The sequence below is a fragment of the Exiguobacterium sp. s102 genome (assembly GCF_018618635.1).
Lineage (GTDB): Bacteria > Bacillota > Bacilli > Exiguobacteriales > Exiguobacteriaceae > Exiguobacterium_A > Exiguobacterium_A oxidotolerans.
Map to the genome: position 1 here is coordinate 35,059 of NZ_JACSML010000008.1, position 26,151 is coordinate 61,209.

Consider the following 26,151-nt stretch of genomic DNA (forward strand, 5'->3'; position numbering starts at 1 on the left):
TATAGCTCATGCCAATAAGGGGGGATACCATGAACACACAGTATATCCTCGACTGGATGCCGTTAGTGCTTCCTGTCGGTGCAATCGTCTTTATCGTCGTCATCGCACGTAAAGCATCGAAAATTGATTCAACTAAATGAAAAATCTCCATTCTCTGTTACAGAGATGGAGATTTTTTTTATTGTTCAATACGTTCCCGAACCTGACGACGGAAAACTTGTAAATCATAGGCGGGTTCACTTTGACTAAACTCGATTCCGTCGATCAAGCGGGCATTGCGCTCGACTTCCGGGAAGGTGATTCGCTCAAGCCATTCGTATGTCGTCTCATCGCGTTTGCGTGGAAAGGCTTGCTCCAATTGCGAGGCGAGTTGGAGCAACGGATGCTGACTGTGCTTTTTCGCGACCTTCGTCCGCTTTTTGGCGGTTGGTCGGACGATCTCGTCCTGCTCCACCGTGACGACGCGTCGTTTACGGAGGAAATAGAACATCAGTCCGACGACGAGGAGAGCCAGTCCGAGGGCGGCATAATTAAACACCTGGACCGTCGCGGCGTTCATTGCCCCTTGTTTGATGGGTTCGACCGCTTCCATGTTGCCGAGGTTTGCACCAGTCTGCATTTTTTCATCGACCTTTTCCGAAAGCGGAATCGTCCACGTAAAGAGTGAACCGAATATCTCGAAGGCGGGGCGCATTAAATTTGCGACGGATCCGAACAATGCTTCCTTCATCAGGCGAAGAAGGAAAACGAGCAAAAAGCTAAGTCCGAAGGCGAGCGTGACGCTCGTCAAAATCCGGCGCCACTCGACGAAATGTCGCTTTAAGAATGGCGTCAGGACGAGTAGACCAAGCAAGACATAGGCGAGGAGCGGTGGTGTCAGTCCGGGGTACAAGAAACAAATCCCGACGAAGACAGCACCCGTCAAAGCAAAGCGGTACTCGAGTTCGATCGTCTCGAGGAAGGCACCGATCGCAGTCGCTAACAATAAGAAGATGCTGATCAATGGTGATACATAAAACAGGGCGAGCGCAGCAATCACTTGCAGAAGAATCCGGACTTTCCGAACGGGTAGGACGGCAAGCAGCGCAAAGGCAAGCAACGGGAGTGCCATCGTCTGTAAGAGACTGATGATGAGTAACCACCAGAGCAACATCATGCGCTCACCTCCTTTTGCCGATGACCGAGGTGGATCGCGGCAGTCGTCGACGGGACGGCCCGTTGGAGACGTTTCATGAAGTAGCGGCGCTCAAGCGGTAAGTCGTACTCTGACAGGCGCGCCAAACACTCCATCGTCCGTAAAAACTGTTCCTTTCCTTTTCCGGACGGAACATGATACCACTGACCATCCCGATTGACCATCGAAATCCAAAGACTGTAAGAGGCACCTTGTTTTTCAAGTTCCCGGATGATTGTTGCACCACGGGACAGCAGTTTTTCAAAGTCACTCCGTAAGGACAATCCGTCACCGGACAGACCGTCGATGATGACGGCATAATCATGATTCCGGACACGGTCGTATTGATAGGAATAGAGTTCGCTCGTCTTCGCATATGCTGACCAGTAAATTGTCTTGGCGTCTCCCGCATAAGGGAGGACGGAATGAAAGCTCGATCGGTCCGTGAACGGGCTCGACCGATCAACCGTCTCACCGGGGATTTGCCGTTCGTTCCATTCGACGGAAGCAGGGGCGAAGTCCGGGAAGACATGCCCGAGTTGTTGAATCGGTAATGTCAAGTAGACCGTCATCGTATGGAACGGATCTGAAATCATCACATCGAACGACTGAATCCGAATCGTTCCGCGATGTGCGGCGATGACGTCAATTTCGAACGGAACGATTTGATTTTTACCGACGAACAGATGATGCCGCCAAAATTGACTGCCTGCACCATCGATTCGGACCTGATCCCCGAGCAAGCCGGATACAGTGACTTTACCGAGCGGAAACCTTGCCCGGTTTTCTAAAGCAAACGGGATGGCGAGTTCATCGTCACGAAAGGCACGTGTCGTTTCGACCAGTCGGACGTCGATCTGATTAGCTAAGTATTCGAGACACTTCGGCATATACCAGCCGTAGAGGACATAGGCGACGAATAGACTGGCGAGGACGAGTGAACCATATAGGGCGCAAAAGACACCACTTACCCCGACGAGAAATAAGAAGATGGGATGGAATGCTTTAGGTGTAATCAATTGCATGGTTACACCTCAGTCGGTACAGTCAAAGATTCAAGGGTTTGTTTGACGAGTCGTTCATTCGTCATCTTTAACGTCGCTTCAAGGGTCAAGACGAGACGGTGGGCGAGCAAGGGGGTGGCCAAGCTCTTGATATCTTCCGGCGTCACGTAATTCCGCTCATGCATCCAGGCGCGTGCTTTTGCCGCTTTCAGCAAGGCGAGCGTCGCCCGCGGACTTGGACCGATTTCGATGTCACGGTGCGCTCGTAGGGCGTCACATACATCAAGGAGGTAGTCCTCGACCGTATCTTCGATGGTTACGGCTGCGACTTCCTGTTTCCAGGCGTTCAATTGCTCGAGTGGGAGATGAAGATCCATCGCCTCGAGATGCGCGCCCCGCAAAAGTGCTTTTTCAGCAGTCCGGTCGAGCGGCGTGAACGAAAGTTTGAATAGAAAACGATCGAGCTGAGCTTGAGGCAACGGGAACGTTCCTTGTCCATCGAACGGGTTTTGTGTCGCGATGACAAAAAAGTGTTGCGGTAACGTATAGGACGTGTCACCGATTGTGACTTGTGCTTCCGCCATCGCTTCAAGGAGCGCTGATTGGGTGCGCGGGGTCGTCCGGTTGATTTCATCGACGAGGACGATGTTGGCGAACAGAGGACCGAATCGTTGTTCGAATGAGCCGGTCAACGGATTGAACAACTCCATTCCGAGTAAATCGGTCGGTAGCGTATCAGCTGTACACTGGACACGTGAAAACTTCGCATCGAGCGACTGCGCCAATGCCTTAGCGAGTGTCGTCTTGCCGGTACCCGGTCGATCTTCCAGTAAGACATGTCCTTCGGCGAGCATGCCGATCAACAGATGATCGATGACATGGTCCTGCCCGAGGACGGATTGTTTTAAGGATGTACGTAGTTGTTGAAACATAAAATAATTCCCCCTTGTTTTCTTCTTCTCACTAAAGTGTACGAAAATTCAGATAAAACCGCCAGTAATTCTCGATATTCCTTCTAAATAATTCCATTAATCCGTAAAAAAGCAGACACGCTGTGTCTGCTTCCTGCGTCAATCCTCAAACAGTTCATCCATCAACTGGTCGATTTCCTGGCGACGCGCCACCGTCTCGGTACGTAAAATCCGGATCGAGCGCCCTTGCCATTCCAGCCGATCGCCGACTTCTGCTGCGACCGGCAGTCGTTCTCGCGGGAGTTGAATCGTTTCCCGTGCTTCCGTCTCACACAAGGCGAATGCCTCCTCGAAAGCTGTGACCGTCATCTTCATCGTCATGCCTCCTTAGTTCGGACGGAAGTCTTTGCGACTTGTGACGGTAATCGCCGTCCCATCCGATGTGTATTCAATCGTCCCCATCCGGTCCGTCCGGTCGATTGTGATGCTCTCTGCTGCTAAGGCATTCATGACTATCGGTCGGGGATGGTTGTAGGCATTTCCTTCTCCCGCTGAAATTAAGGCACGTTCAGGGTGGACCGCTTGCAGAAATGGAATCGACGACGATGTATCGGCACCGTGATGACCAATCTTTAAGACATCTGCCTTGACGTCAATTCCGGCTGTTAGTAATTGTTGCTCCGTCCGAGTCGGCGCGTCCCCCATGAAGAGGAACGTATTCTCCTCGTGCGTCATCTTCAGGACGGCACTCCAACTGTTTAAATCACGGGTCCCGTCCGTCAAAGGAGCGATGATCTCAAAATCGGCTGATTCACTCGGAATGACGACGCCGGCTTTCGCCGTTTTGATTGTCACCCCTTCATTTTTAACAGCAAGCAAAAAGTCACGATAGGTATCGGTCGTGTGATTGACACGCGGGGCGTAGACTTGGTCGACATCAAATGCTTCAAGGACGGTGTCGAGTCCGCCGATGTGATCGGCGTCAGGGTGGGTCGCGATGACGGCTGTTATGCGTCTCACCCCAAGCGCTTTTAAGTAGCGGACAACGTCATCTCCTTTCCCATTGTTGCCGCCATCAATCAAAATCGCGTCCGTCTTCGTCCGGATGAAGGTGCTGTCACCTTGTCCGACATCAAATCCGTATACCGAGACCGTCGTTTCGGCGCGGTCGGTGCGTAGCGCTTCGTCCTCCCGCGTCATATAGAAAATGATGATGAGACCGAGGGCGAGCAGAATCGTCGAAGCCCATTTCATCGTCTAACCTCACTCTTTTCAAATTGATAGAGCATCCCGTTGCGCGGGTGACGGAAGCGGGGGCCGGTGTAACCACGTTTTTTCAGTGCCGTCCGCATCAATAACATCATTCCGCCGTGACCGACGAGGAGAACGCGTTCATTATTCTCGAACGCCAATTGATTCAACAACACTTCAATGCGTTGGTTGGCATCTTTAATCTGCGCCTGAATCCGTTTGCTGAACGGAGCGACAAGCCGACCGATGATCGCCCAGGCGAGGAAGGGGAGGCGAATCCGGGAATTGATTGTCGGGAACGGCACTTCCCGTAAAAGGTCGGTCACGATGATCTCATCCTCATAGACACTCTCCGCTGTCTGGATCGCCCGCGGCATACTGCTCGCATAACAGATCGTCCAGTCCGTCTGTCCGAGTTCGACCGGTTTGACATCGATCGCCGAGCTATCGTACCGTTCAATCCAAGCTTCGATATCGGAAGCGCTAATCCAACCTTTCGTCGGATATCCTTCTGTGACCCGGTGGTGTCTGACTAATCCAATTGTTTTCATTTTTGTTCGACGGTCTTTCTGGTAAAGCCAGGAAGCCGTCTCACCTCACTTTCTTTCTCGTTCTATAATACGAAGCGAATGGCGATTCCGCAGAGGAGTGCGCTCAAAATACTAAGTAAACTGCCGATGATATAATATTCCGCAAAACGGCGGTCTTCAAACTGCTTGAACCGCGCCAATGCTTTGAGAGCGATGATGAAGCCGATTGCACCAACCGCATTGACGGCGACGAGAATAACGATGATTGCCCGCTCGACGAGACCGATATAGCGACCAACGCCATTAATCTCTGTCGTGTAACTGCGGGCCGAATCCTCAACCTCGTGGGTGACGGAACGGCTGATCCCGTTCAATTGTTCCTTACGAGTCACTTTCCGCTCGAAATGGGATTCAATCAATCGGGGAGCGAACGGTAGCAGCAAGGGGGCGATGCCCCGTCCGACCAGTTCCGTCGCAACCAGGCTCCACATGATGATCCAAAGCACTTGGAAGGAGAGGGTGATGGCACTTGGCCAACTGATCGGGAACATCACCGCAATCAGACCAATAATGATGCCGATATGTAACAGTTGATCAATCCAAAAAGCCGGTGCCGGTTTGATGATCCGCTTGAGTTGCGAGCGGTCAATGACGGCGTGTGATCCAATAATCGCACTGAAGAGATACAGGGCACTTACGAGCTCGAATTGTCCGGTCAGGTAAAAATAACTTAAGACAGCCGCTGTACAGAGGCTATGTATCCCGAGATGGACGAGCAGGGGGCGAAGCTTCCGGTGCTTGTGCTCCGCGATCCGTTTACCTTGCAGCGAGAAATCGGCAATGAGATGGGCAATCAGAAGGCTCAACAGTAAATTCATCCAATCGCCTCCCAGACTTGGAGTTGCTCGAGCGCTTGTATAAAAGCCGTTTCGAGTTGCTTCCGTTGTTTACGTTGCGAGCGGGCAACAAGTTTCGCGACGTTAATTCGGGCATCTTTTTCTTGAAAACCCATTTTTAGTCCGATTTCTTCATACGTTGCGTCCGGGAATCGGTCCATCAGTGTATGGAGCTCGACTTGACGATCTGTTTTCCCAAAATAAGCGGGATACAGCATATCGACATAGCCTGTTAGTAAAGCAGCCGGGAAATAAGGGGGGCCGGCGAAAACGATTTGATTGTCTGATTTTTTGGCCGCCTCTTGCGCTTCGAAGGCAAAAATGATGGCGCTACCGTTCGCTTCGTCGGCTTCTGTCGTCGAAAGCGTTTCATATTGACCAAATCCGACTCCGACATAACCGTCGAGCGGACTATTAACGAGTTCGAGTAAAACAGGATAACAGATTGGGTAGCTTTGGAAAACACCGAGTAAGCTGTCTCCAGACTTGATTTGAAATGGGACGAGTGCGTCTTTAAACTGATCATTTAATTGCTCCGCTAACGTCCGGAGTGTCTGCAATAATTCTTCTTTGTGCGGAAAAGTGCGTGAGTTTTTGACGTCAAATGAAATGGCGACGGCTTGCATCAAATTCCTCCTTTGTTACTGATAATCCGGTTACAACCGTAATGTTACCGACATAAAGGTAACAAGTGATTTGTTACTGTATTTAGAGTAACAGGGCTGGATGTAAAAAACAAAGGGGCAAACTGACTATTTTTTATGGGGGACATGCAAAAAAATTATTTTTCTTTGCTAGTTAACATAACATATATTATCAATAGTTAAATAATTATGTCTCATAAGTAAGGTAAACTCAATATAGTGAGACAAAACAAAAAACACGACATTAGCCGTGTTTGCGACAATCATATGGTTGATTACGTTCCAACCGATGAATGAGCCGATCAAGAAAAATATGATGCCGGCGTTCGAGCTGTGTGATGCGATCAAGCGGCAACCAGGCGAAATGGAAAAAATCACCGCAATCTTGACCGTCACCCGCAACACAATGCGTCCATCTGTTTTCTTGGCATTCGATATGGGCATGATAGAAATATGTGTAATGGACCCGCATCCGCTCCGGGTAACGCATCTCTTCTTCGCCAACGTATTGAACGGTCGCAAGTGATAGACCACTTTCTTCCAACGTCTCGCGGACGGCTGCTTCCTTGGCGATTTCTGCGTCTTCAATCGTCCCGGCAGGAATCTGCCAGTCACTATCTGGAGCTGATTGTGGATGAAAAACAAGTAGTTCCCATCCCTCTGGTTGTTCCCGTGTGATATAGATTGCTACTTTTTCGCGTCGTCTGAATTTCATCTTCATCACCTCTCCAGTTAGGCAGATGGCACAAAAGCAGCTAAGGACGGATCCGTAGCTGCTTGAGAAATACATATAAGCTACGCTTCGAACCGCTTCGCGTCTGATGTGACATGCTTGACCTGACCATTTTCTTTTATTGTAGCGGTTATTGGTCACTCTTTCAATTTGTAAACTAAAGATTCACCGATAATTTGTGGAAATAATCTAAAAAAATGATTAAAAAGACGACATTTCCTACAAAAAGACAGAAAAAAAGACGTCCCCCACGCTTCATCGTGAGGGACGTCTGACCGTCAAACGGTATACCAGTCAACGAGTGGACCGAATTTTTCTTCATCATACGCAAACGAACCATTCGATAAGCGATCGAGATAAGACAAGGAACCGATTTGAATCGATTTTTCCTGTTCTTTTCCGATTAAAAGGAGTTCTTTTTGATTCGTTACATCAAGTAATGCTGCCACCTGGTGTGGTTTTGATTTTAAATCACGCAACAATTGCTGACCACGTAAGGCACGATTCGTGATTTGGAACTGATCCGAAAGGCGCATCTTCTTCAAGGCACCCCGCTGTGTCAGTAAGACGATATTCGGTGCTTGCATAAAGGCAATCGCCCCTGCGACGACATCATCATCCTTCAGGTTGATGGCTTTGACACCTGCTGCCCGAACGCCGACGACCGGTACATCGTCTTCCGTGAACCAAAGACCAAAGCCGTTTTGCGTTGCGAGGAACAATTGTTTCTCGCCAGTCGAGACCGCAGCATAGAGGACCTCGTCATCTGCTTTTAAGCGGACGCCTTGCAATGGTTTCGACTTCCGCTGGGCATTGTAATCGCTCAGTTTCGATCGTTTGACCATTCCTTGGCGAGTGACGAACAGACAATGTGACGTTTCGTCGAACGTCCGGACGAGATCGATCGAGAGGACACGGTCACCCGGTTCGAGTGGTACGAGATTCGCGACGTGTTGTCCGCCATCCTTCCATTTCGTATCTGGGAGCTGATGGACCGGAATCAATAAGTAATTACCGCGTATCGTCCAGACGATGACATGATCGGTCGTCATCGCTTGCCCTTGATAGAGCAGACGATCCTGTTCCTTCATCTCCGGGAGGTCGTTCGAGGCACCGAATGACCGGAGCGACGAGCGTTTGATATAGCCGTTTTTCGACATGAAGACCATCGTTTCTTCGACGGCGATCATGACTTCCGTCTTCAGCTTCAGTTCTTCGACCTCGGCTTCGACGGTCGAACGGCGTTCATCCGCGACTTGATCCTTTAAGATGCTCAATTCTTTAATGATGAGGCGGTTCCGCGTCTTCTCATCGTTCAAGATTTTCTCGAGACGCGTGACTTCCTTCTCGAGTTTTTCAGCCTCTTCCTGCAATTCGACGATGTCCGTATTTGTCAGGCGATACAGTTGGAGCATGACGACAGCTTCCGCTTGTCGGTCCGAGAAGGCGAAGCGTTCGATCAGGTTCTCTTTTGCTTCCGCTTTGTTCGTCGCAGCCCGAATCAGACGAAGTGTCTCATCGAGGACGGAAATCGCTGTCATCAAGGCAGAAACGACTTCCTGGCGGCGTTTCGCTTGATCGAGATCAAACGTTGTCCGGCGGATGACGACTTCCTTGACGTGGCTTAAATAAGCATCCAGTAAGGCGAGCACACCCATTTGACGCGGTGTCCGCTCATGGATGGCGACCATATTGTAGTTATAGGCGACTTGGAGGTCGGTTTGTTTGAGGTAAAAATGTAAAATCCCCTCTGCATCAGCCTCTTTTTTCAGTTCGATGACGACACGCAGTCCGTCGCGGTCCGTTTCATCGCGGACTTCAGCCACTCCTTCGACTTTACGGTCGAGGCGTAATTCTTCCATCCGTTTGACGAGATTTGCTTTGTTGACTTCGTATGGCAGTTCCGTGATGACGATTTGCTGACGTCCCCCGCGGAGTGTCTCGATTGTCGCCCGCGACCGGATGATGACTTTCCCGCGTCCTGTTTCGAACGCTTTTTTGATCCCGTCGAGCCCTTGCACGACGCCACCAGTCGGGAAATCAGGTCCTTGCATGTGTGTCAGCAGGTCGTTGACGTCATTGACCGTGCCTGAGATGCGACCGATTGCCGCGTCGAGGACTTCGCCCGCGTGGTGCGGAGGAATCTCTGTTGCGTATCCGGCAGAAATCCCGGTCGAGCCGTTCATCAACAAGTTCGGTAATAACGAAGGTAAAACGAGTGGTTCTTCCGTCGTATCATCAAAATTGAGGGTATAATCGACCGTCTGTTTATTGATGCCGTCTAGAATCAAGCTTGAGACTTTCGAGAGACGTGCTTCCGTATACCGCATTGCGGCCGCGCTATCGCCGTCAATCGATCCATTGTTCCCTTGCATGTCGACGAGCGGGTACCGTAACTTCCACTCCTGACTCAAGCGGACCATCGCCTCATAGACAGACGAGTCGCCGTGAGGGTGGTAATTGCCGATGACGACCCCGACCGTCTTGGCAGACTTCCGGTACGCGCGGTCATACAGGTTCCCTTCCGTATGCATCGCATAGAGAATACGCCGCTGGACGGGTTTGAGCCCGTCGCGCGCATCCGGTAAAGCCCGGTCTTGAATGATGTATTTCGAATAACGTCCGAACCGGTCACCGACGACCTGTTCGAGCGATAAATTTAAGATATTTTGTAGATTAGACATGCTTTGTCACACTCGCTTTCGTCACGTGTTCATTTTCAATGATTGAGATGTCTTCCGCGAGTCCGAACGCGACGTTATCTTCAATCCATGACCGGCGGTGGCCGACGTTATCGCCCATCAAGACGGAAACACGTTTTTCAGCAACGGCGGCGTCGTCGATCGTGACGCGAATCAAAGTCCGGGTCTCGGGATCCATCGTCGTTTCCCAGAGTTGAGGAGCATTCATCTCACCAAGTCCTTTGTAGCGTTGGATCATATAGCCTTTACCATACTTTTTCGTTGTTTTCGCAAGTGTGTCTTCATCCCAGACATACTCGAACTTCTCCGTTTTCCCCTTACCTTTCGAGACACGATACAGCGGAGGTAAAGCGACGAAGACTTTTCCGGCGTCAATCAACGGACGCATGTAACGGAAGAAAAACGTCAGCAGGAGGACTTGAATGTGGGCCCCATCGGTATCGGCATCGGTCATGATGATGACCTTATCGAAATTACAGTCGGACAAGTCGAAATCTGCCCCGACCCCGGCTCCGATGGCATGGATGATCATGTTAATTTCTTCATTCTTCATGATGTCCGCAAGTTTCGCTTTTTCCGTATTCAGGACTTTCCCGCGCAGTGGCAAAATCGCTTGGAACGTCCGATTCCGTCCTTGTTTTGCCGAACCGCCGGCAGAATCTCCCTCGACGAGGAACAATTCATTTTTGTCGGCGTTTTTTGAAGCGGCCGGTGTCAATTTCCCGTTTAAGATGCTGGAACGTTTCTTTTTCTTGCCGTTGCGCGCTTCTTCCCGGGCTTTGCGGGCTGCTTCGCGAGCTTGTGCCGCACGAATGGCTTTTTTAATGAGCAAAGTCGCCGTTTGCGGGTTTTCTTCGAGGTACGTCGACAGACGGCGGCTGATGACGGCGTCACAACTCGTCCGTGCTTCAGGAGAACCGAGTTTTGACTTCGTTTGTCCTTCGAACTGGAGGAATTCTTCCGGAATCCGAATCGAGACGATCATCGTCAAGCCTTCCCGGATATCATTGCCGTCGAGATTTTTATCTTTTTCTTTTAATAAACTATTTTTACGGGCATATTCGTTCATAACGCGGGTCATTGCCGTTTTCGAACCGACTTCATGGGTTCCGCCGTCACGCGTCCGGACGTTATTGACGAACGACAGGACGTTTTCCGAGTAGGCGTCCGTGAACTGGAACGCGATATCGACTTCGATTTCGTTTTCGACGCCTTCAAACGCGACCGTCGGATGCAGGACATCCTTGTCGTCGTTCAAATAACCGACGAACTCGCTGACCCCTTCTTCGTATTGGAAGACATCTGCTTTGTCGGACCGTTCGTCCGTCAACGTGATTTTCAAGCCTTTTAAGAGGAAAGCGGATTCACGAAGACGTTCAGCGAGCGTTTCGTAGTTGTATGTCAAGGTACTGAAAATTTTCGCATCCGGCTTAAAATAGACAGCCGTTCCTTTTTGACGCGTCGCTCCCGTCTCAAGTAACGTCGTTTTAGGCATTCCGCCATTTTCAAACGTTTGCTCGAACTGTTTTCCGTCACGATAAATCGTCACCTTCAAGTCTGTGGATAAGGCATTGACGACGGAGGCACCGACACCATGCAATCCACCAGATGTCTTATAACCGCCTTGACCGAATTTTCCGCCGGCGTGGAGAACGGTGAAGATGACTTCTGCCGTCGGTTTCCCCGACGCGTGCATTCCCGTCGGCATCCCGCGCCCGTGGTCACGGACCGTGATGGCGTTATCTTTATGGATCGTGACATCGATCTGTTCCCCGAACCCGGCAAGGGCTTCATCGATTGCGTTATCGACGATCTCATACACCAAGTGGTGGAGTCCACGATGATCGGTCGATCCGATATACATACCTGGGCGCTTCCGGACAGCTTCGAGTCCTTCGAGCACCTGGATGGCATCGTCATTATAATTGTTTAAATCTGTCGCCATAGTTTTCACCTCATATAGAAAAACGCCGATTTTCCAAACATTCGTTCGTTTTTCTAGTAGTCTGTATCTAATTGTAGGCATCTTCTTGCTATCTGACAAGGGGGAACGTAAAAAAGACACTCACTCGCGTTTGAGTAAGTGTCTTGATTTGACTCGAAATCATAAGTATTGGTGTTCGATTTTGATGCATCGATTTTCGATATACGGGATTCCTGCCCCGAGCGCTAAACTTTCCGCTTCGACGCTCGACAGACCGAGCTGGTTCCAAATCATCCCGACGTCGCCATGGGCAACCGCTTCTTTTGCAGCGTCCGCTAAAAACTCGGAGCGACGGAACACGTCGACGATATCGATATGACCCGGGATGCTATCGACCGTCGGATAAACTTTTAATCCGTTCCATTCGTCAAGCGTCGGATTGACGGGAACGACCTCGTACCCGTGCTGCACAAGATAATCGGCGATCCAGTTCGCAGTTTTCCCGGAATCACTTGAAATCCCGACGACGGCAATCCGTTTCGCTTCTTTTAGTAATTGGCGTGCTTGTTGATCAGAAATCATTCATTTCTCCCCCTATACGTAATTGAGTCAATCTTCTTGTCTATACCCGAATCACTTTCGGTTAAGCCGTGTTTCTAAAAGTTTGCAACAATTCCGAGAAAAAACGAAAAACGATCTGTACGAAAATGAGACGACCAACCACCTGTCGAAGTCATGTTCGATGCAACTGAGAGCGAAATTGGTTATCAAGAATATTTTTCTGAATTCATTCTATCAAGGTGACATAATACAATTATTGTTCTGTTTGACATAAGAAAATACACCTTTCGTTGATTTGCATCGAGTTGACCAGTCACCCGTTAGTCGGAAAGTCGATGCAACTGAGGGCTCCCTGTCTGACAATTTAACATTGCGTGAAATAACTATTTCACGCAAACTAGTGTGCCGTCTACCAACGTTTGGTATAGTAAGGTCAGAGGGGGAATAGACTGATGAGTTTATTTAAAAATCTAGGAAAAACCGTTAAAACCGTCCAAATTCCAGCCCATACTGTTGATCTACCAGGCTATCACCGAATGCCGGAATTTATTCGCGATTACATCGACCACTTAGCTTCAAAAAATTTCTCAAAAGCAACGATGCGTCGGTATGTGTATGACTTTGATTCGTTTTTTAGTTTTGTCGCTGCAGCGTCAGGTCAAGATGTCCGGGCGATTGATATCACGCAAGAGGCATTTCTTGAGATTGACGGCGCGGGAATTGCGGCTTACGCCGAATACTTAGCCTTGACGAAGGGCAATGCCCCGAGTGTCATCAACCGGAAGTTGTCGGCGTTACAATCGTTATTTCGCCATTTGATCGACATCGGCGTCCTGTCGGAAAACCCGGTCGCAAAAATCAACCGTCCGAAACAGGCAAAACGTGATCCGGTCTACTTAACGAAACGTGAATGGGATGAATTGATTCAATTGCTGCCGTCGAACATTGAGATGAATCCGCGGGAGGCGGCCCATTATGAGCGTGACCGCGTCCGTGACGTGACGTTGTTCCAGCTACTCGGCTATAGCGGGATGCGTCTCAGCGAGATGACACAATTGACGTGGAACGATCTCGATTTTCATGAAGGGACGATTCGGGTGATTGGTAAAGGCAACAAGGAGCGGGTCATCCCACTTGCGCAACCGGCACGCGTCGCCCTCAGAAAGTATGCCGCGCACTATCAGTTGTCGATGCGTGGGAAAGATGCTGTATTCGAAAAACAAGGGAAACCGCTCAGCCCGCGGGCGGTCCAACATATATTAAAGCGGCATACCGATCGGTTACGATCGGTCTTACCGTTTTTGGAACGAAAACAAATCACACCGCACAAGTTACGGCATACGTTTGCGACGCGTCTCGCGACAGGCGGCGTCGATGTCTTGACGATTCAGCAACTCCTTGGGCACGAGTCCGTCGCGACGACTCAAGTCTATGCCCATATCGGCGATCAGGAGAAAAAACGGGCGATTGAATTATTTGATGGTGAACGATAATAGTATTATGTCACCTTATAGTAAAGGAGACCACAGATGAATTTTGGATTAAGTGAACGAAAAATCAAACAAATGTCAGATACCTATGCCTTTCGCCGCGGAAAACGGTATGTGACGGCAAAAAAAGTGACCTTACGCAACTACACACCGGGTGATGTATTCGTCGAGGCGGAAGTTGCCGGTGAAACACGTTTTCATGTCCACGTCCACCTCCGGGAAACGGGTGTTGACGCCGGATGCAACTGTCCCTCACTCGCCATGGATGCCTCGTTTTGCGGGCATATCGTCGCGGTGCTGTTAGCCTTACAACAAATTCAAGCCTACGGGACGCCCGGACCGAATCGTCCGGCCATCACACCGTTTTCAGCGCAACCGACAATTGAAGATGCCTCAGCTGCAACCTATCTTGCGGCATTGACGCGCGAAAATAAAGCGCAGCTCCGGTTTGACGTCCGCGACGGCGGGGTTGCACTCGAAAGCCTGACGACACAACGCAGTTATCTCTTGTCCCTGCCCTACTTCGACCGTTTACTGAACGACCGCGACTGGTTACGGGAACGGGCGGACATCTGGATGAGTGCCGCTGTCCGGGGCCGACTCGTCAGCGGGTCCCCTCGCGTCAAACTGGCTCTCGACCGGATCAATACCCGGCTGGAAGTCGTCGTCACGTTTGATTACGACGGCAAAACCGTCAACCCGTTGACTCCGACACGCTGGATCGGGCGTGACTTATCGACGGAGCGGGCGGTGACGCGTTACTTGAAAGCGACAGGACTCCGCGCGGATCAAGCCCGTTATGTAGTAGAAGGAGAAAGTAATCACTACGTTGTCTTAAAAGGTTTACTTGACCCGATGGTTGCCCTCGGTCAACTCGAGTTATACGCGACGGCGAGTATCAAAACGGCATTGCTCCCCGGTCCATTCCATCCGAAAATTGAAGTCAATGTGACGAAGCGACTCGATTGGTTGACATTCAAGTTTTCGATGGACGGGATTTCAGAACAAGAACTGTCGGCGGTCCTTGCGTCACTCGTGACGCAAAAGACGTACCACCGTTTACGTTCAGGACAATTGCTGTCGCTTGAAGACCGTGCCTTCACGCAAATCAAACGACTGTTACAGGAAGTCGAAGCGACGGAACAGACGTTACTTGAAGCGGAATTGACCGTTCCTGCCGTGCCGAACTTGGCCCTGTTGACCCCGGCTGCCTTCTTGACGGTCCACAGTCAACTGAAGGAACGATTGCTCGAGATGAAAGCCGGAAAAACAGAACGACTGGCGTTACCGGAACCGCTCGCGACACAACTTTTGCCGTATCAGCAAGACGGCGTCCGCTTCTTCAAGAGTCTTGCGGCACACGACTGTCATGGCATCTTAGCGGACGAGATGGGACTCGGCAAAACGATTCAAGCCATCGGTTATATCGAAACGCTCCCGAGTGCACGTGTCTTGATCGTCGCCCCGGCGTCACTCCTCTACAACTGGGCAGCAGAGCTGCGCCGCTTTGCTCCGACACGCACCGTCCATGTGCTCAGTGGAAGTCGTGCGTCGCGCTTACGACAGCTCGAAGACTTGCCGGACGACGTCATTCTCATCATCTCCTACCCGTCGCTCCGGCTCGACATCAAAAATCATCAAACGATCCATTACGATTGTATCTTTTTTGATGAAGCACAACATCTGAAGAATCCACGGTCGCAGACGACGGTCAGCTTAAAACAACTGTGGGCGACGCGGCGGTTTGCCTTGACGGGGACGCCGCTCGAAAACAAGACGCTTGATCTCTGGTCAATCTTTGACGTCGTCTTCCCGACACTCTTGCCGGACCGGCAACGGTTTCTCGACTGGTCAGCACGGGACGTCCAACAATTCGTCGAACCGTTTTTGCTGCGCCGGACGAAAAAAGATGTTTTGCAACAGTTGCCGGCGAAACAAGTCGTCCATCAGTACACGGAACTGACGGCGGGTCAGAAAAAACTCTATGCCGCCCACTTGGCAAAGTTACAGCTCGAGACGTTACAGCATCTCGATCAGTCAAAACCGGAAGAACGGATGAAGTTACTCGCCGGATTGACCCGGCTCCGGCAAATCTGTTGCGACCCCCGGTTGTTCGTCGAAAACTACCGTGGCCGGTCGGCGAAACGGGACCGGTTGCTCGCCTTGATTCAAGAAAAACGGGCAGCAGGCAAACGGATCTTAATTTTTTCACAGTTTACAAAAATGCTCGATTTGATTCGGGACGACCTGCATGAGTTGCACCTCCCTCATTTCGAACTGCGCGGGGATACACCGATTGCGGAGCGTCTCGAACGCTGCGACCGTTTTAATGCAGGCGAAGTCGATCTGTTTTTGATTTCACTGAAGGCGGGCGGCACCGGACTGAACCTGGCGACGGCGGATACCGTCATCTTATATGACAGTTGGTGGAATCCGGCTGTCGAACAGCAAGCGGCTGACCGGGCACACCGGATGGGACAAACACAGACGGTCGAAGTCATTAAATTAATCACGAAAGGCACGATCGAAGAAAAAATCATCGAGCTGCAGGAGCGGAAGGCGACACTCGTGACGGACATACTTGAACAACCGGCGTCACTTGCGTTATCGGTCGATGAGATGGTTCAATTGCTTGAATAAGAGGAAGTTCACCGCCTATATTTTTAAGGGAGCTGCTTCGTCCAATGATTTCTTTACATGATGTAAACCGTTGCTGCTCTAGGGAGAACAGGTTTCTGGCTATCGTTTTTTCGCCGGTTGATGTTTAGCTTTTAATGTTACGGGGGTATAACTATCATAGCACCGCATCAGCGAGTTGCTTTTACAACCACATGTTTCTCAATATCAGCGTAATGACCTGGGAGAGAAATGCTAACCACTCACTTCGATCTTCATTTTTATGAAATCAATTTGAAATAGCATTCGATGCACCGTCTTGATCCGGAACGATTCGTTCCACTCCTTTCTTCATTACCTTTTGAGGGCTATACCAAATTCAAGGGGGAAATGAACATGTCAGTAACATTAAAAGTAGAAGAACGCGAAGTACGCCCACGCTCACTTAGAAAGCAATTACGTCATGAAGGAAAAGCTCTTGGTGTCGTGTATGGTTACAAAGTGGAAAGTACACCGATTGCCTTTGACGAAAAAGCATTGATCAAAGTCGTTCGCGAACATGGTGAGAATGCACTTGTTGCACTTCAAATCGGTGGTAAAAAAGTCAACACACTGATCAACAAACTCGATATGGATATCTTCACACCAACAATCAAGCACGTTGAATTCATCGCTGTTAAAATGGATGAAGAAACAGAAGTCGAAACAGATATCGTCCTCGTCGGCGAAGCGGCTGGTGCAAAACTTGGTGGATATCTTTCACAAACACTCTTTAAAGTAACAGTTGCAGCTACACCAGATAAATTACCGGAACGCGTCGAAGTCGATGTGACAAATCTTAACCTCGGTGATTCTCTATCGGTTTCGGATTTACCGGAAGAAAAAGAATACCGTATCGTTACGGAAGGTGACATTCAAGTCGTTGCCGTCGTCGAATCGACACTTGAAGCGGATCTCGAAGAAGCAGATGCTGAAGAACCAGCTGAAGCGACAGAAGAAGTTTCTACTGAAGAACAAACGAAAGAAAAAGAATAATTTTTCTTACCCTCCCCTCGCGGAGGGTTTTTATCTGTATTGACAACTGTCGGTAGAGTCGGTACAGTAAATAGCGTACACACTATATGCACATCCACTAGGGGAGCCCATTGGCTGAGACGATTCACTTCGGACCCTTTGAACCTGATCTAGTTCATACTAGCGTAGGAAAGTGGAGCGGTAATTCGTTCAATTTTTCTGCATGTTTGCAGATTCAGCGACCGCTCTCTTTCATAGAGGGCGGTCTTTTTGTTTGTCTGGTGGTTGTGCCAAAGGGAGATAGGAACATGAACAGTTGGAAAATGAAAGAAATCATTGTCATGATGATGTTGTCGGTTGCTTGCGGGGTACTCTACTTAGGGTGGTCGACATTGTGGTTACCGATTTCCGCGATCTTCGGACCGGTCGGATCGAACTGGATGTTCGGGATTTGGGTCATCGCGAGTCCGCTTGTCGCCTACATCATTCAAAAGCCCGGGGCAGCACTGATTGCAGAAGTCGTCGCCGCGGCTGTCGAATTATTCACGGGGAGTCACTTCGGATTATCGGCCTTATTGATTGGTTTCGCTCAAGGAATCGGTGCCGAAATCGCTTTTGCCCTCTTCGGATACCGGAAGTTCAACACGATGACGTTAGTTCTATCCGGAATGTTCGCCGCAATTGGTAGTATGGTCTATAGTCTTGTCGTCAATGGTTTCGCCTACTATACGACGACGACACTTCTGTTGACGTTTTCCCTTCAACTCGTCAGCGGTGCATTGCTCGGTGGATTACTTGCGAAAGTCATCGTCGATGCGCTCGTCAAGACAGGGACGTTGAACGGTTATGCGATCGGGCGTAAGCGGCGGAAGCCGGATGCAGCATGATTCATTGTAACGACTTGTCTGTCCGCTATCCGGGGCAACATGACAACGTCCTGCACAAGGTGACGGTGACGCTACACGAAGGGGAAACGACGTTGCTCGTCGGACCGAGCGGCAGTGGGAAAACGACGTTTTTACATGTTCTCGCCGGCTTATTACCTGACGCGATCGAAGCCGATGTCAGCGGCCACTGCAAAACGAATGGGACGGTCGGAATCCTTTTTCAAAATCCGGACGACCAGTTCTGCATGCAGACCGTCGGAGCGGAAGTTGCCTTTAGTCTTGAAAATCGCTCAGTCGACCGCAGTCAGATGGATGACCGGATTGACGCCGTACTGGCACGTGTCGGTCTGGACGTGCCGCTGACGACACCGATTATGCAACTGTCAGGAGGGATGAAACAACGACTCGCCCTCGCCTGCGTCCTAGCGCTTGAGCCGGATATTCTATTGCTTGACGAACCGACGGCGCAACTCGATCCGGCAGGACATCGGGTTTTGATGCAGCTGATTGAGGAACTCCATCACGACCGGACGTTGACGCTCGTTCTGATTGAACATCAGCTTGACCGCTGTGTGACGTTCAGTGACCGGGTGCTCGTCTTCGATCACGGCGGAACGATTTTACGCGATGGTCCGCCGCTTGATGTCTTCGGTCAGTATCGCGATGAACTTGAACGACGCGGCATTGCGACGCCGCTCCTCTACCCGTATGAACTGGAAACCGTGCCCCCCGCTTCTTCCCAGGCGGGGCGGTTACGAAAAGTGACTAACAACCGTCCTCCGGTTCGGCACGACACGACGTTCGCGCTGACGCGCACCGCGTTAGGACGCCGTAAGCAAGTGATTGTCGATAACCTGTCGCTTGCAACACACGCCGGAGAATGGATCATGGTCGTCGGATCGAACGGTGCCGGGAAAAGCACGTTGCTCGAAACACTGGCGAAATTGATTCCGGCGCAAGGCGGTACGGTCCGCTTGTTCGAAAAAGAACTGCGGACATGGAAAAGTCGGAGCTATTACCGACACGTCGGATTCGTCTTTCAACAGCCAGAGCTCCAATTTCTCAAGCAGACGGTCGAAGACGAGCTCGTAATCAGCATGGATGCACCGACGCCGGAGCGGATTGAAACGGCGTTGCAATCCTACCGGTTAACCCATGTCGCCCGTCAGTCGCCCCTCGCCCTGAGCATGGGTCAAAAGCGACGGCTCAGCGTCGCAACGATGTTGTTAGAACCAAAAGACGTCCTGTTACTCGATGAACCGACGTTCGGTCAAGATGCCGAGACGACAAGTCAACTCATCGAGATGTTCGAGCAGGCGCGATTAAACGGGACGACGCTGATCATGGTGACGCATGACATGGAGCTGGTCCACCAGTATGCCGACCGGGTCCTCGTCCTTGGTGACGGGCGACTTCAGTTCGACGGCACACCGGACACTTTGTTTAAAGACGAGACGTTACTCGAGCATAACCAACTCTCTCGTCCGTTATCGTATTTGTATCAGCAACTCGAGGAGGTGAAACGTCGTGCAGGAAAACGACTCCCCGCTCGCACGTATTAATCCGGCACTCAAGCTCGGTGCCCTCCTGTACGTGATGGTGCTCTTGATTGCGGCACCGACGTTACGCGAAACGATAGCCTTACTTTTACTCGCTGCGGTCGGATTGGGCTGCTCCGGTTGGTCACTGTTGACGCTCGCCAAACGGGTCTCCCCCTACCTCGTCTTGTTCTTGCTGACATTTTGGATGATGGCAGCCTTCGGAAAAGGCAGTACGGAAGTTTGGTCATTCGGTTGGTTTCGCGTCACGGAAGAAAGTATCGGTCATGCCTGGTTGATTGCACTGCGGATGCTCGCCTTCGTCTTCCTCAGTTTGACGTTCATCGCGACGACCGACCAAACCCGGTTCGTCATGAGCCTGATTCATCAGTGCCGCCTTCCGGACCGTCTCGCATACGGCTTTTTAGCAGGGATTCGTTTTATTCCGATCTTCCAGCAGGAAATAAGAACAATCCGTCAAGCACGGCGTGTCCGGCAACAGCACTCGATTTGGCCATGGCAGACGTTTTTCGCCATCAGTTTACCGCTTTTTACGAACAGTATCATCCGTTCGGAACAAATCGCGATTGCGATGGAAGCGCGTCGGTTTCAGGCCGAGCGGACGTATTATGTCCGTCCGGTCGTGACGCGTCACGATCAAGTGTTTTTTGCTCTCGTTTGTCTCGTGACGAGCTTGCTTCGGATTGTCCTATGACATTCATTAGATTAACGCAGACGGATTCAGGGAATCATAGTCTCGGAAGCAGTTAATTTAAAGAAGTAGGTGAAGGTTTGAAACGAATCGTATTAGTCGGGGCAGGTCATGCCCATTTAGAATGTATCAAGGAAGGAACGCATCCGGATGTTGAATGGATCGTCATCAACCCGTCCCGTTATCAGTATTATTCAGGAATGTTCTCCGGTCTTGCGGACGGCACGTATCGACTCGAGGAGACCCGGGTCGATGTCAAAGCACTCTGTTCTCTTCACGGAAAGACATTGATGGAGGACCGTGTCACGCGGATCGATCCGCAAACGAAACAAGTTTTCTGTCAGTCAGGCGAAATCATTTCTTACGACGTCGTATCGTGTAACATCGGTTCGAATGACTGGAATGTCTCAGATGCGACGTCACGCGTCACGATCAAGCCGAATTATCAAATCGATCAGGCGCTCCGTCAGTTTAAAGAGGCATCGTCGCCCGTCATCGTCGGGAGCGGTGCTGCTGCAATCGAGATGGCCGCCTCATTCCAATCGGACGGTTGTCCGGTCACACTCGTCCATGATGAACCGCTCCTCGCAGGACACCCGGCAGAGGCGAGCATCCTTGACCGGTTGGATACGCTGGGCGTGACACGCATCGTCGACCGGTTCCTCTCTCTTGATGAGCAAACCGTCCAGCTCCAGTCGGGTCAATCATTCAAAGCGGATGCCGTCCTGTTTTTAGGTGGCGCGTCAGCACTGGATCTGTTCAAGGCATCCGGCCTCTATTGTGACGACCGCGGATTTTTGCTCGTCCACGAGACGTTCCAGTCGCTAGAGGACCCTTCTCTGTTTGCCGTCGGCGACTGTGCGACGCTCGCCGCATATCCGAACACACCGAAGAACGGTGTAACCGCCGTCCGGCAAGCACCTGTCTTGCTTGAGAACCTTCTTCGTTTCATCAATCAGGAACGTTTGCGGACGTTCCGGCCGCAAACGCGTTACTTGACGATTCTTTCGATGGGACATCAGCAAGGGACCTTGCTTTACGGACGACACTATCAGACGAATCATTTGAGCTGGCGTTTGAAACAATGGATCGATCGCCGGTTCATCAAAAGTTATACGACATAAGAACTCGAATTTCGAATGAACTGGGTGTTCGGTTCAAGGCGGAACGTGCACTAAGGTGTCTGCATGTGGAACCTCCTAAAACAGAGAGGTATTCATTCCTCAATCTAGACACAAAAACAGCCATCACATACTTGCGATGGCTGTTTCAGACTGTAGACAACGTGCTATCAGGAAATCAAGCGTCTTTTTTCGTTGCTTTCCTCGGGCGAGGCGCAAGCCGTTGCTCCTTGATCCTAACGGACAACGAGCAGGGTCTTGCCTGCCTCTGAAAGTGCGTTAAAAACGCACTTTTTCCCGTAGGAGTCAACGAAACGTGACGCTTTTTAGGGAATACCGTGAGATAAATCCAAATATGCAGACGGTTTAGAGCGTAATCTGTCTTGAATCGCTTAGAACCGCGAACGATTGCCGCTTTGAATACGAGGTGAGACAAGGAAGCGCATCTCGATATAGAATTTTCAGGCTTCATAACCGTTTAGCTACAGCTTTAACAGCCATCGCATACTTGCGATGGCTTTTTCGTGTCTTTGATTATTTTAAGAAAGCAAGTAATGTATCGTTGAATTTTTCGCGTTCATCGAGTACTGTCCCGTGCCCGCTCTCTTCAAATGGTTCGATCCGTGAGTTCGGGATTCCTTTTTGCATCTCTTCCGCAAATTCAAACGGACAGACTTTGTCTTTTTTACCGTGAATGATTAACGTCTCGACGTCAATCTGCTGCAATTCATCCCGTAAGTCTTCGTCGCGCAAGGCGATTGCCGATAAAATCGTGCCGTGAGAAGAGGCTGCGACACTTAAGTTGTGGAACCATTGTGTCAGCGGTTCTGAATGGTCTTGTTCAAAGAAGATTTTTCCGAATCCTTCAAGCATCGCCGGACGGTCTTTTCTCGTATCGGCAATCAAGTCATCGACTTCGTCTTTTGTCATCCCGTACGGGTACCCTTCCCGTTGCGTGAAGACCGGAGCTGCAGCACCCGCAAGAATCAATTTCGAGATTTTGCTCGATCCGTGGTTAAGGAGATAGCGTAACGCAATCCCGCCCCCCATTGAAAAGCCGAGTAACGCTGCGTCTTTCAGTTCGAGCTGCGTGATGACTTGATCGATGTCAGATGCCATCGTTGCATAATCATATCCGCTGGCTGGAGCATCCGATTTGCCGTAGCCGCGGTAATCAACTCCGATGTAACGGTAGCCGGCGTCGAGCAAGGCATTCTTTTGATATTCGAACATGTTGTTATTCGCTGGCCATCCGTGTAACATGACGACCGGTTGTCCTGAACCGACATCTTCGACATAAATTTTAGTTCCGTCAACTGCTTGAATGAATGTACCCATTTGAATAACCCCCGTGTAGTAGTGAAATTCGTGATGATTGAGTATTACCCGTTCTGATAGATTATTAACATCTTAAGGTTAAAGTGAAATGAAAAATAGATAAAATATGGAAAAATATATGGTAAAATAAGTAGAAAACGACGGGGAGGGATTGTCATTAAATCATGGTCACTGGCATTAGGACTGGCCTGCAGTCTCGTCTTGACCGGGTGCGGTCAAGAACGTTTATTGAAGCTTGAGTCCGTACCGGCGTACTGGTCAGTCGAACGTTTTACCGATCATCAATTCGTAGACGATGTATCGACGAAAGAGAAAAAACAATTGTTAAAAACGTGCAAGAACAAAAAGACGACGGCACTGCCCTCATCCTACCGGATCCTTAATACATATGAAATGTACTTTTCCTTAAAAACGCTTGAAATGTATGGAGCTCAAACCGAGGTCTTTTATCTCGCTGAAAAAGAAAACCTGTACCTCGCCTGCCGGTCGCGGGATACGCATCAATTAAAAATTCATCCGGTCGAAGCGAAAGACCATCCGTGGGTGAAGGTAGAACAAGGAACGGACAAAACGCCCTTGCAGACGCCGACATTTTTCCCGGTGACGGAAAAACAACGGACACGCCATGCGGATCAAAATCGTGAAGCGAAAACAGAGGGTGATTTCAGCCGTCGTCTCGCACCCTTCCATAACTTACATATGCCGATTGCAGGACAAATACTCGTCATCCTGACAGAGAACAACAAAGAGCACGTGCTCGTCGATGTCCCGACTTCGTTCATCAACCAGACGACAGACTTTTATTTGACGACGCGTCCGAGCGGGAACGGAGCAAATGCGACATATCATTCGATTACTTTTGAAAGTCCCGGTTGGTACCTGCAGGACCGGATCGTGATGACGACATATGATCAGGAGAAAGTTGACATGACGTACCATCCCTTACCGGAGACACTTACGGCGAATAAAACGATTCCGTATGTCACGTTACGCGCAAAAAATGACCTGGATGATATGGAAGAAAAAACGTTGTCCTTACGGTATCAGCCGGTCTATCAGAAGGTGAAGTTATTTGAAATGGATGATGAAGAACGCAATGACGGAATCGAAGGTTTCCTCCACCCGACGATCGAGTCCCTGCAAGAAGGCAACATCCGCAAAATTGGGATCATGCCGGATGAATTATCACTTACCCTCGCGAACGAACTGAAACAGGTCACCCTCGAGCAACCGCAAGGAAATAAACCGTCGCTTCAGTATTTTACACTCGTCGACAAGGGGAAAACACAAACGTTCACCGTGTATTTAAAAAAGCGTGCCCAGAAAACAGATGTCTACCTGCAAGACACAACCTCGAAAAAAGGTACAAAATTGTCAGGTGAGCTGGCTGCACAGCTCGCGGAACAGATTGAGGGGGAATGAGATATGCGCATACGGTTCGTGTTGGCCCTCTGCCTCGTATTCTTAAGTGGCTGTGCTGAAGATCCGGAACCGGTTCAGTTCAGCTATGTACCGGACCTTTACGATACGTTAAACGTCAGCGACTTTAAAAGTGCCGATCCGAAACTGGGGAGCCTGATTCAAGAAGTCTGTCGTCAAAAAAAGGTCAAGCCACCAAAACAGTATACGGTGGGTGACCATTATTACGTCTCGCTCGTCAACATCGGACTGTTCATCGAAGGCATGCGGGCGACGTACATCGAGTCGGACGGTCAACCATACCTTTATTGTGAAGATATGCGGCATCTGCCGACGTTCCATTCGCTAACGAAAAAACAAAATTCGTTTTCAACTTCAGCCTTGACGAAACCGGTGAAAAAGATCGAAATCAAGACCATTGATCCGAAAAATCGTCAACTGTACAGCCATCTGGTCGATCACGTTCGCAAGTCGCAAATGCAGTTGACACTTCCGACGACGGGATACCTCGTCATCCGGGCGACGAATGATCAGACGAAAGAAACAACCGTCACGAATGTGATGGAATTGACGCCGTTTGCTCACGGGATACCGCACTTCGTATTTATTGATAAGACGTACATGGACGACCGACATCAGATTCGTCCGCACCTGCTGACGGATGGGATCAATCTTCTTTTTGAAGCGCCGATTATCGAGGCGGAAAAACCAGTCAAGGTACGCTTTACACCGGCAGAACCGAACAGTCAGGGTGAGTATGAATCGCTACAGGTAACAACGACATCAGGAGAACGGTCGCGCTATACGTTGACCGTCAGACAGGAGTCCGAGCTACCGCCAGGCATCAAGCTGCTACCGGATGACGACGACAGTTCGGAGTCCCCCCGCCATGCCGTTTTTCATGACCGTCCGTTTCCAAAGGTCGACTACACACAAAAAACGCCATATGACGAATTGAGCGAGCAGGAATTCCTGATGACATCCGTCGAGGAAATGAAGACGTTGACAGGATTGATTAAGCAAAGTCAGGTCGCAGAGAAAAAGGGAAAACTCGCAGAGCGGTCCTATTTGACGCTCTTCAACGGAGATCAAGCACAACAGTATCGGATTTATCTCGATCGACGTGTCAAAAAGACGGATATCTACCTTGAAGACCGGACGCGGAAAATCAGCTTTAAATTGACGCCGGAAGCACGGGACTTACTGCTCGATTCCTATCAGATCAACTGATTAGAATAAAAAATGCTGGGTGACATAAATGAGACAACATACGAGGATGAAGACGATGCCTTCTTGCAACCATTCTGCACGGGACAGCGGTTCCCGCAAAAACGAGGCACAACCGATCAGGATGGCAAAGAAATAAAGATAGACGAATCCACCTGACAGTAAAAAACCGAGAATCAATACCATGCCGAATATTACGGTCATACCGGATACAATCAGTTTCCGTCGCGTCATGCTGTCTCACCTCTGTTGTCCGTTTTAACTCTTTTACCCATTTCTGCGAAAGAACATGTAAAATGCCTGACATCCGAAGAACGGGTGTCAGGCATTTCAGACTGTAGACAAACCCTCATATCCACTTGGAAATGAGGGTTTGTCTTATGTATGCGTAAAAAATATGACACTCCATTAGGATTCCGACTGGAATCCCATGACCAATTGGCCAATTTTTTGAGGTTC

General features: G+C 50.0%; 23 protein-coding genes and 1 riboswitch. Of the genes, 9 read left to right on the plus strand and 14 right to left on the minus strand.

Translation table 11 applies throughout. The features are described 5' to 3' along the window. Window positions 1-178 precede the first annotated feature (178 nt). From KNQ02_RS14475 to KNQ02_RS14530, 12 genes are all read right to left on the minus strand, one after another. Window positions 179-1,156, minus strand: coding sequence for a hypothetical protein (locus KNQ02_RS14475; RefSeq protein WP_251132167.1), 978 nt, complete (start codon window positions 1,154-1,156; stop codon window positions 179-181). Continuing rightward, window positions 1,153-2,199, minus strand: coding sequence for a DUF58 domain-containing protein (locus tag KNQ02_RS14480; protein WP_214808978.1), 1,047 nt, complete (start codon window positions 2,197-2,199; stop codon window positions 1,153-1,155). The genes KNQ02_RS14475 and KNQ02_RS14480 overlap by 4 nt, the downstream gene beginning before the upstream one ends. A 2-nt stretch (window positions 2,200-2,201) precedes the next feature. Further along, a complete protein-coding gene (locus tag KNQ02_RS14485; RefSeq protein WP_029330224.1) occupies window positions 2,202-3,110 on the minus strand; it encodes an AAA family ATPase in 909 nt (302 codons plus the stop codon). A gap of 138 nt (window positions 3,111-3,248) precedes the next feature. Next, window positions 3,249-3,464, minus strand: a complete 216-nt coding sequence (locus KNQ02_RS14490; protein WP_157898482.1) for a DUF3006 domain-containing protein — start codon at window positions 3,462-3,464, stop codon at window positions 3,249-3,251. A gap of 12 nt (window positions 3,465-3,476) precedes the next feature. Next, window positions 3,477-4,343 carry a ComEC/Rec2 family competence protein gene (locus KNQ02_RS14495; RefSeq protein ID WP_088837171.1) on the minus strand — a complete coding sequence of 289 codons (867 nt, stop codon included), beginning with the start codon at window positions 4,341-4,343 and terminating at the stop codon, window positions 3,477-3,479. Further along, the gene (locus KNQ02_RS14500) at window positions 4,340-4,891 is read right to left on the minus strand and encodes a histidine phosphatase family protein (protein WP_029330219.1); all 552 of its coding nucleotides are present in this window, start codon (window positions 4,889-4,891) and stop codon (window positions 4,340-4,342) included. Before KNQ02_RS14500 ends, KNQ02_RS14495 begins: the two co-directional genes overlap by 4 nt. Before the next feature lie 62 nt (window positions 4,892-4,953). Beyond that, window positions 4,954-5,748, minus strand: coding sequence for a DUF3307 domain-containing protein (locus tag KNQ02_RS14505; RefSeq protein ID WP_214808980.1), 795 nt, complete (start codon window positions 5,746-5,748; stop codon window positions 4,954-4,956). After that, complete coding sequence (locus tag KNQ02_RS14510) at window positions 5,745-6,392, minus strand: hypothetical protein (RefSeq protein ID WP_088837169.1); 648 nt, start codon at window positions 6,390-6,392, stop codon at window positions 5,745-5,747. Before KNQ02_RS14510 ends, KNQ02_RS14505 begins: the two co-directional genes overlap by 4 nt. A 262-nt stretch (window positions 6,393-6,654) precedes the next feature. Beyond that, the gene (locus KNQ02_RS14515; RefSeq protein ID WP_235195152.1) at window positions 6,655-7,125 is read right to left on the minus strand and encodes an NUDIX domain-containing protein; all 471 of its coding nucleotides are present in this window, start codon (window positions 7,123-7,125) and stop codon (window positions 6,655-6,657) included. A gap of 296 nt (window positions 7,126-7,421) precedes the next feature. Further along, entirely contained in the window at window positions 7,422-9,827 is a 2,406-nt protein-coding gene (gene parC, locus KNQ02_RS14520; RefSeq protein ID WP_214808983.1) for a DNA topoisomerase IV subunit A, read from the minus strand. Continuing rightward, a complete protein-coding gene (parE, locus tag KNQ02_RS14525; RefSeq protein WP_088837167.1) occupies window positions 9,820-11,790 on the minus strand; it encodes a DNA topoisomerase IV subunit B in 1,971 nt (656 codons plus the stop codon). Before parE ends, parC begins: the two co-directional genes overlap by 8 nt. Before the next feature lie 159 nt (window positions 11,791-11,949). After that, complete coding sequence (locus KNQ02_RS14530) at window positions 11,950-12,351, minus strand: CoA-binding protein (protein ID WP_088837166.1); 402 nt, start codon at window positions 12,349-12,351, stop codon at window positions 11,950-11,952. 431 nt (window positions 12,352-12,782) lie between these two features. Here KNQ02_RS14530 and KNQ02_RS14535 point away from each other — a divergent pair, with 431 nt between their 5' ends. The 7 genes from KNQ02_RS14535 (at window position 12,783) to KNQ02_RS14565 (ending at window position 21,711) form a co-directional block, all read left to right on the plus strand. Continuing rightward, window positions 12,783-13,823, plus strand: a complete 1,041-nt coding sequence (locus KNQ02_RS14535; protein ID WP_251132166.1) for a tyrosine-type recombinase/integrase — start codon at window positions 12,783-12,785, stop codon at window positions 13,821-13,823. Between the two features lie 36 nt (window positions 13,824-13,859). Continuing rightward, window positions 13,860-16,460, plus strand: a complete 2,601-nt coding sequence (locus KNQ02_RS14540) for a DEAD/DEAH box helicase (protein ID WP_214808986.1) — start codon at window positions 13,860-13,862, stop codon at window positions 16,458-16,460. A 372-nt stretch (window positions 16,461-16,832) separates the two neighbouring features. Further along, the gene (locus KNQ02_RS14545; RefSeq protein WP_214801721.1) at window positions 16,833-17,471 is read left to right on the plus strand and encodes a 50S ribosomal protein L25/general stress protein Ctc; all 639 of its coding nucleotides are present in this window, start codon (window positions 16,833-16,835) and stop codon (window positions 17,469-17,471) included. A gap of 89 nt (window positions 17,472-17,560) precedes the next feature. Further along, window positions 17,561-17,659, plus strand: a riboswitch (TPP riboswitch). Window positions 17,660-17,758: 99 nt separating this feature from the next. Continuing rightward, entirely contained in the window at window positions 17,759-18,337 is a 579-nt protein-coding gene (locus KNQ02_RS14550) for an ECF transporter S component (protein ID WP_088837162.1), read from the plus strand. Continuing rightward, on the plus strand, window positions 18,334-19,899 hold the full coding sequence (locus KNQ02_RS14555) for an ABC transporter ATP-binding protein (protein ID WP_251133037.1): 1,566 nt from the start codon (window positions 18,334-18,336) through the stop codon (window positions 19,897-19,899). The genes KNQ02_RS14550 and KNQ02_RS14555 overlap by 4 nt, the downstream gene beginning before the upstream one ends. Further along, on the plus strand, window positions 19,865-20,590 hold the full coding sequence (locus tag KNQ02_RS14560) for an energy-coupling factor transporter transmembrane component T family protein (RefSeq protein WP_214808989.1): 726 nt from the start codon (window positions 19,865-19,867) through the stop codon (window positions 20,588-20,590). Before KNQ02_RS14555 ends, KNQ02_RS14560 begins: the two co-directional genes overlap by 35 nt. Before the next feature lie 77 nt (window positions 20,591-20,667). After that, window positions 20,668-21,711: an NAD(P)/FAD-dependent oxidoreductase gene (locus tag KNQ02_RS14565; RefSeq protein WP_214808992.1), complete on the plus strand. Its 1,044-nt coding sequence runs from the start codon at window positions 20,668-20,670 to the stop codon at window positions 21,709-21,711. A gap of 531 nt (window positions 21,712-22,242) precedes the next feature. Here the strand turns inward: KNQ02_RS14565 and KNQ02_RS14570 are convergent. Beyond that, window positions 22,243-23,046 (minus strand): alpha/beta fold hydrolase, encoded by an 804-nt coding sequence (locus KNQ02_RS14570; protein ID WP_214808994.1) that lies wholly within the window; start codon window positions 23,044-23,046, stop codon window positions 22,243-22,245. A gap of 201 nt (window positions 23,047-23,247) precedes the next feature. Between KNQ02_RS14570 and KNQ02_RS14575 the strand changes: the two genes are divergently transcribed. Together KNQ02_RS14575 and KNQ02_RS14580 are read left to right on the plus strand one after the other, a co-directional pair. Next, window positions 23,248-24,468 (plus strand): hypothetical protein, encoded by a 1,221-nt coding sequence (locus tag KNQ02_RS14575; protein WP_214808997.1) that lies wholly within the window; start codon window positions 23,248-23,250, stop codon window positions 24,466-24,468. Window positions 24,469-24,471: 3 nt separating this feature from the next. After that, a complete protein-coding gene (locus tag KNQ02_RS14580) occupies window positions 24,472-25,695 on the plus strand; it encodes a hypothetical protein (RefSeq protein WP_214809000.1) in 1,224 nt (407 codons plus the stop codon). On the opposite strand, the gene KNQ02_RS14585 is transcribed toward KNQ02_RS14580, so the two are convergent. Next, window positions 25,696-25,926: a hypothetical protein gene (locus KNQ02_RS14585; RefSeq protein ID WP_214809003.1), complete on the minus strand. Its 231-nt coding sequence runs from the start codon at window positions 25,924-25,926 to the stop codon at window positions 25,696-25,698. Window positions 25,927-26,151 lie beyond the last annotated feature (225 nt).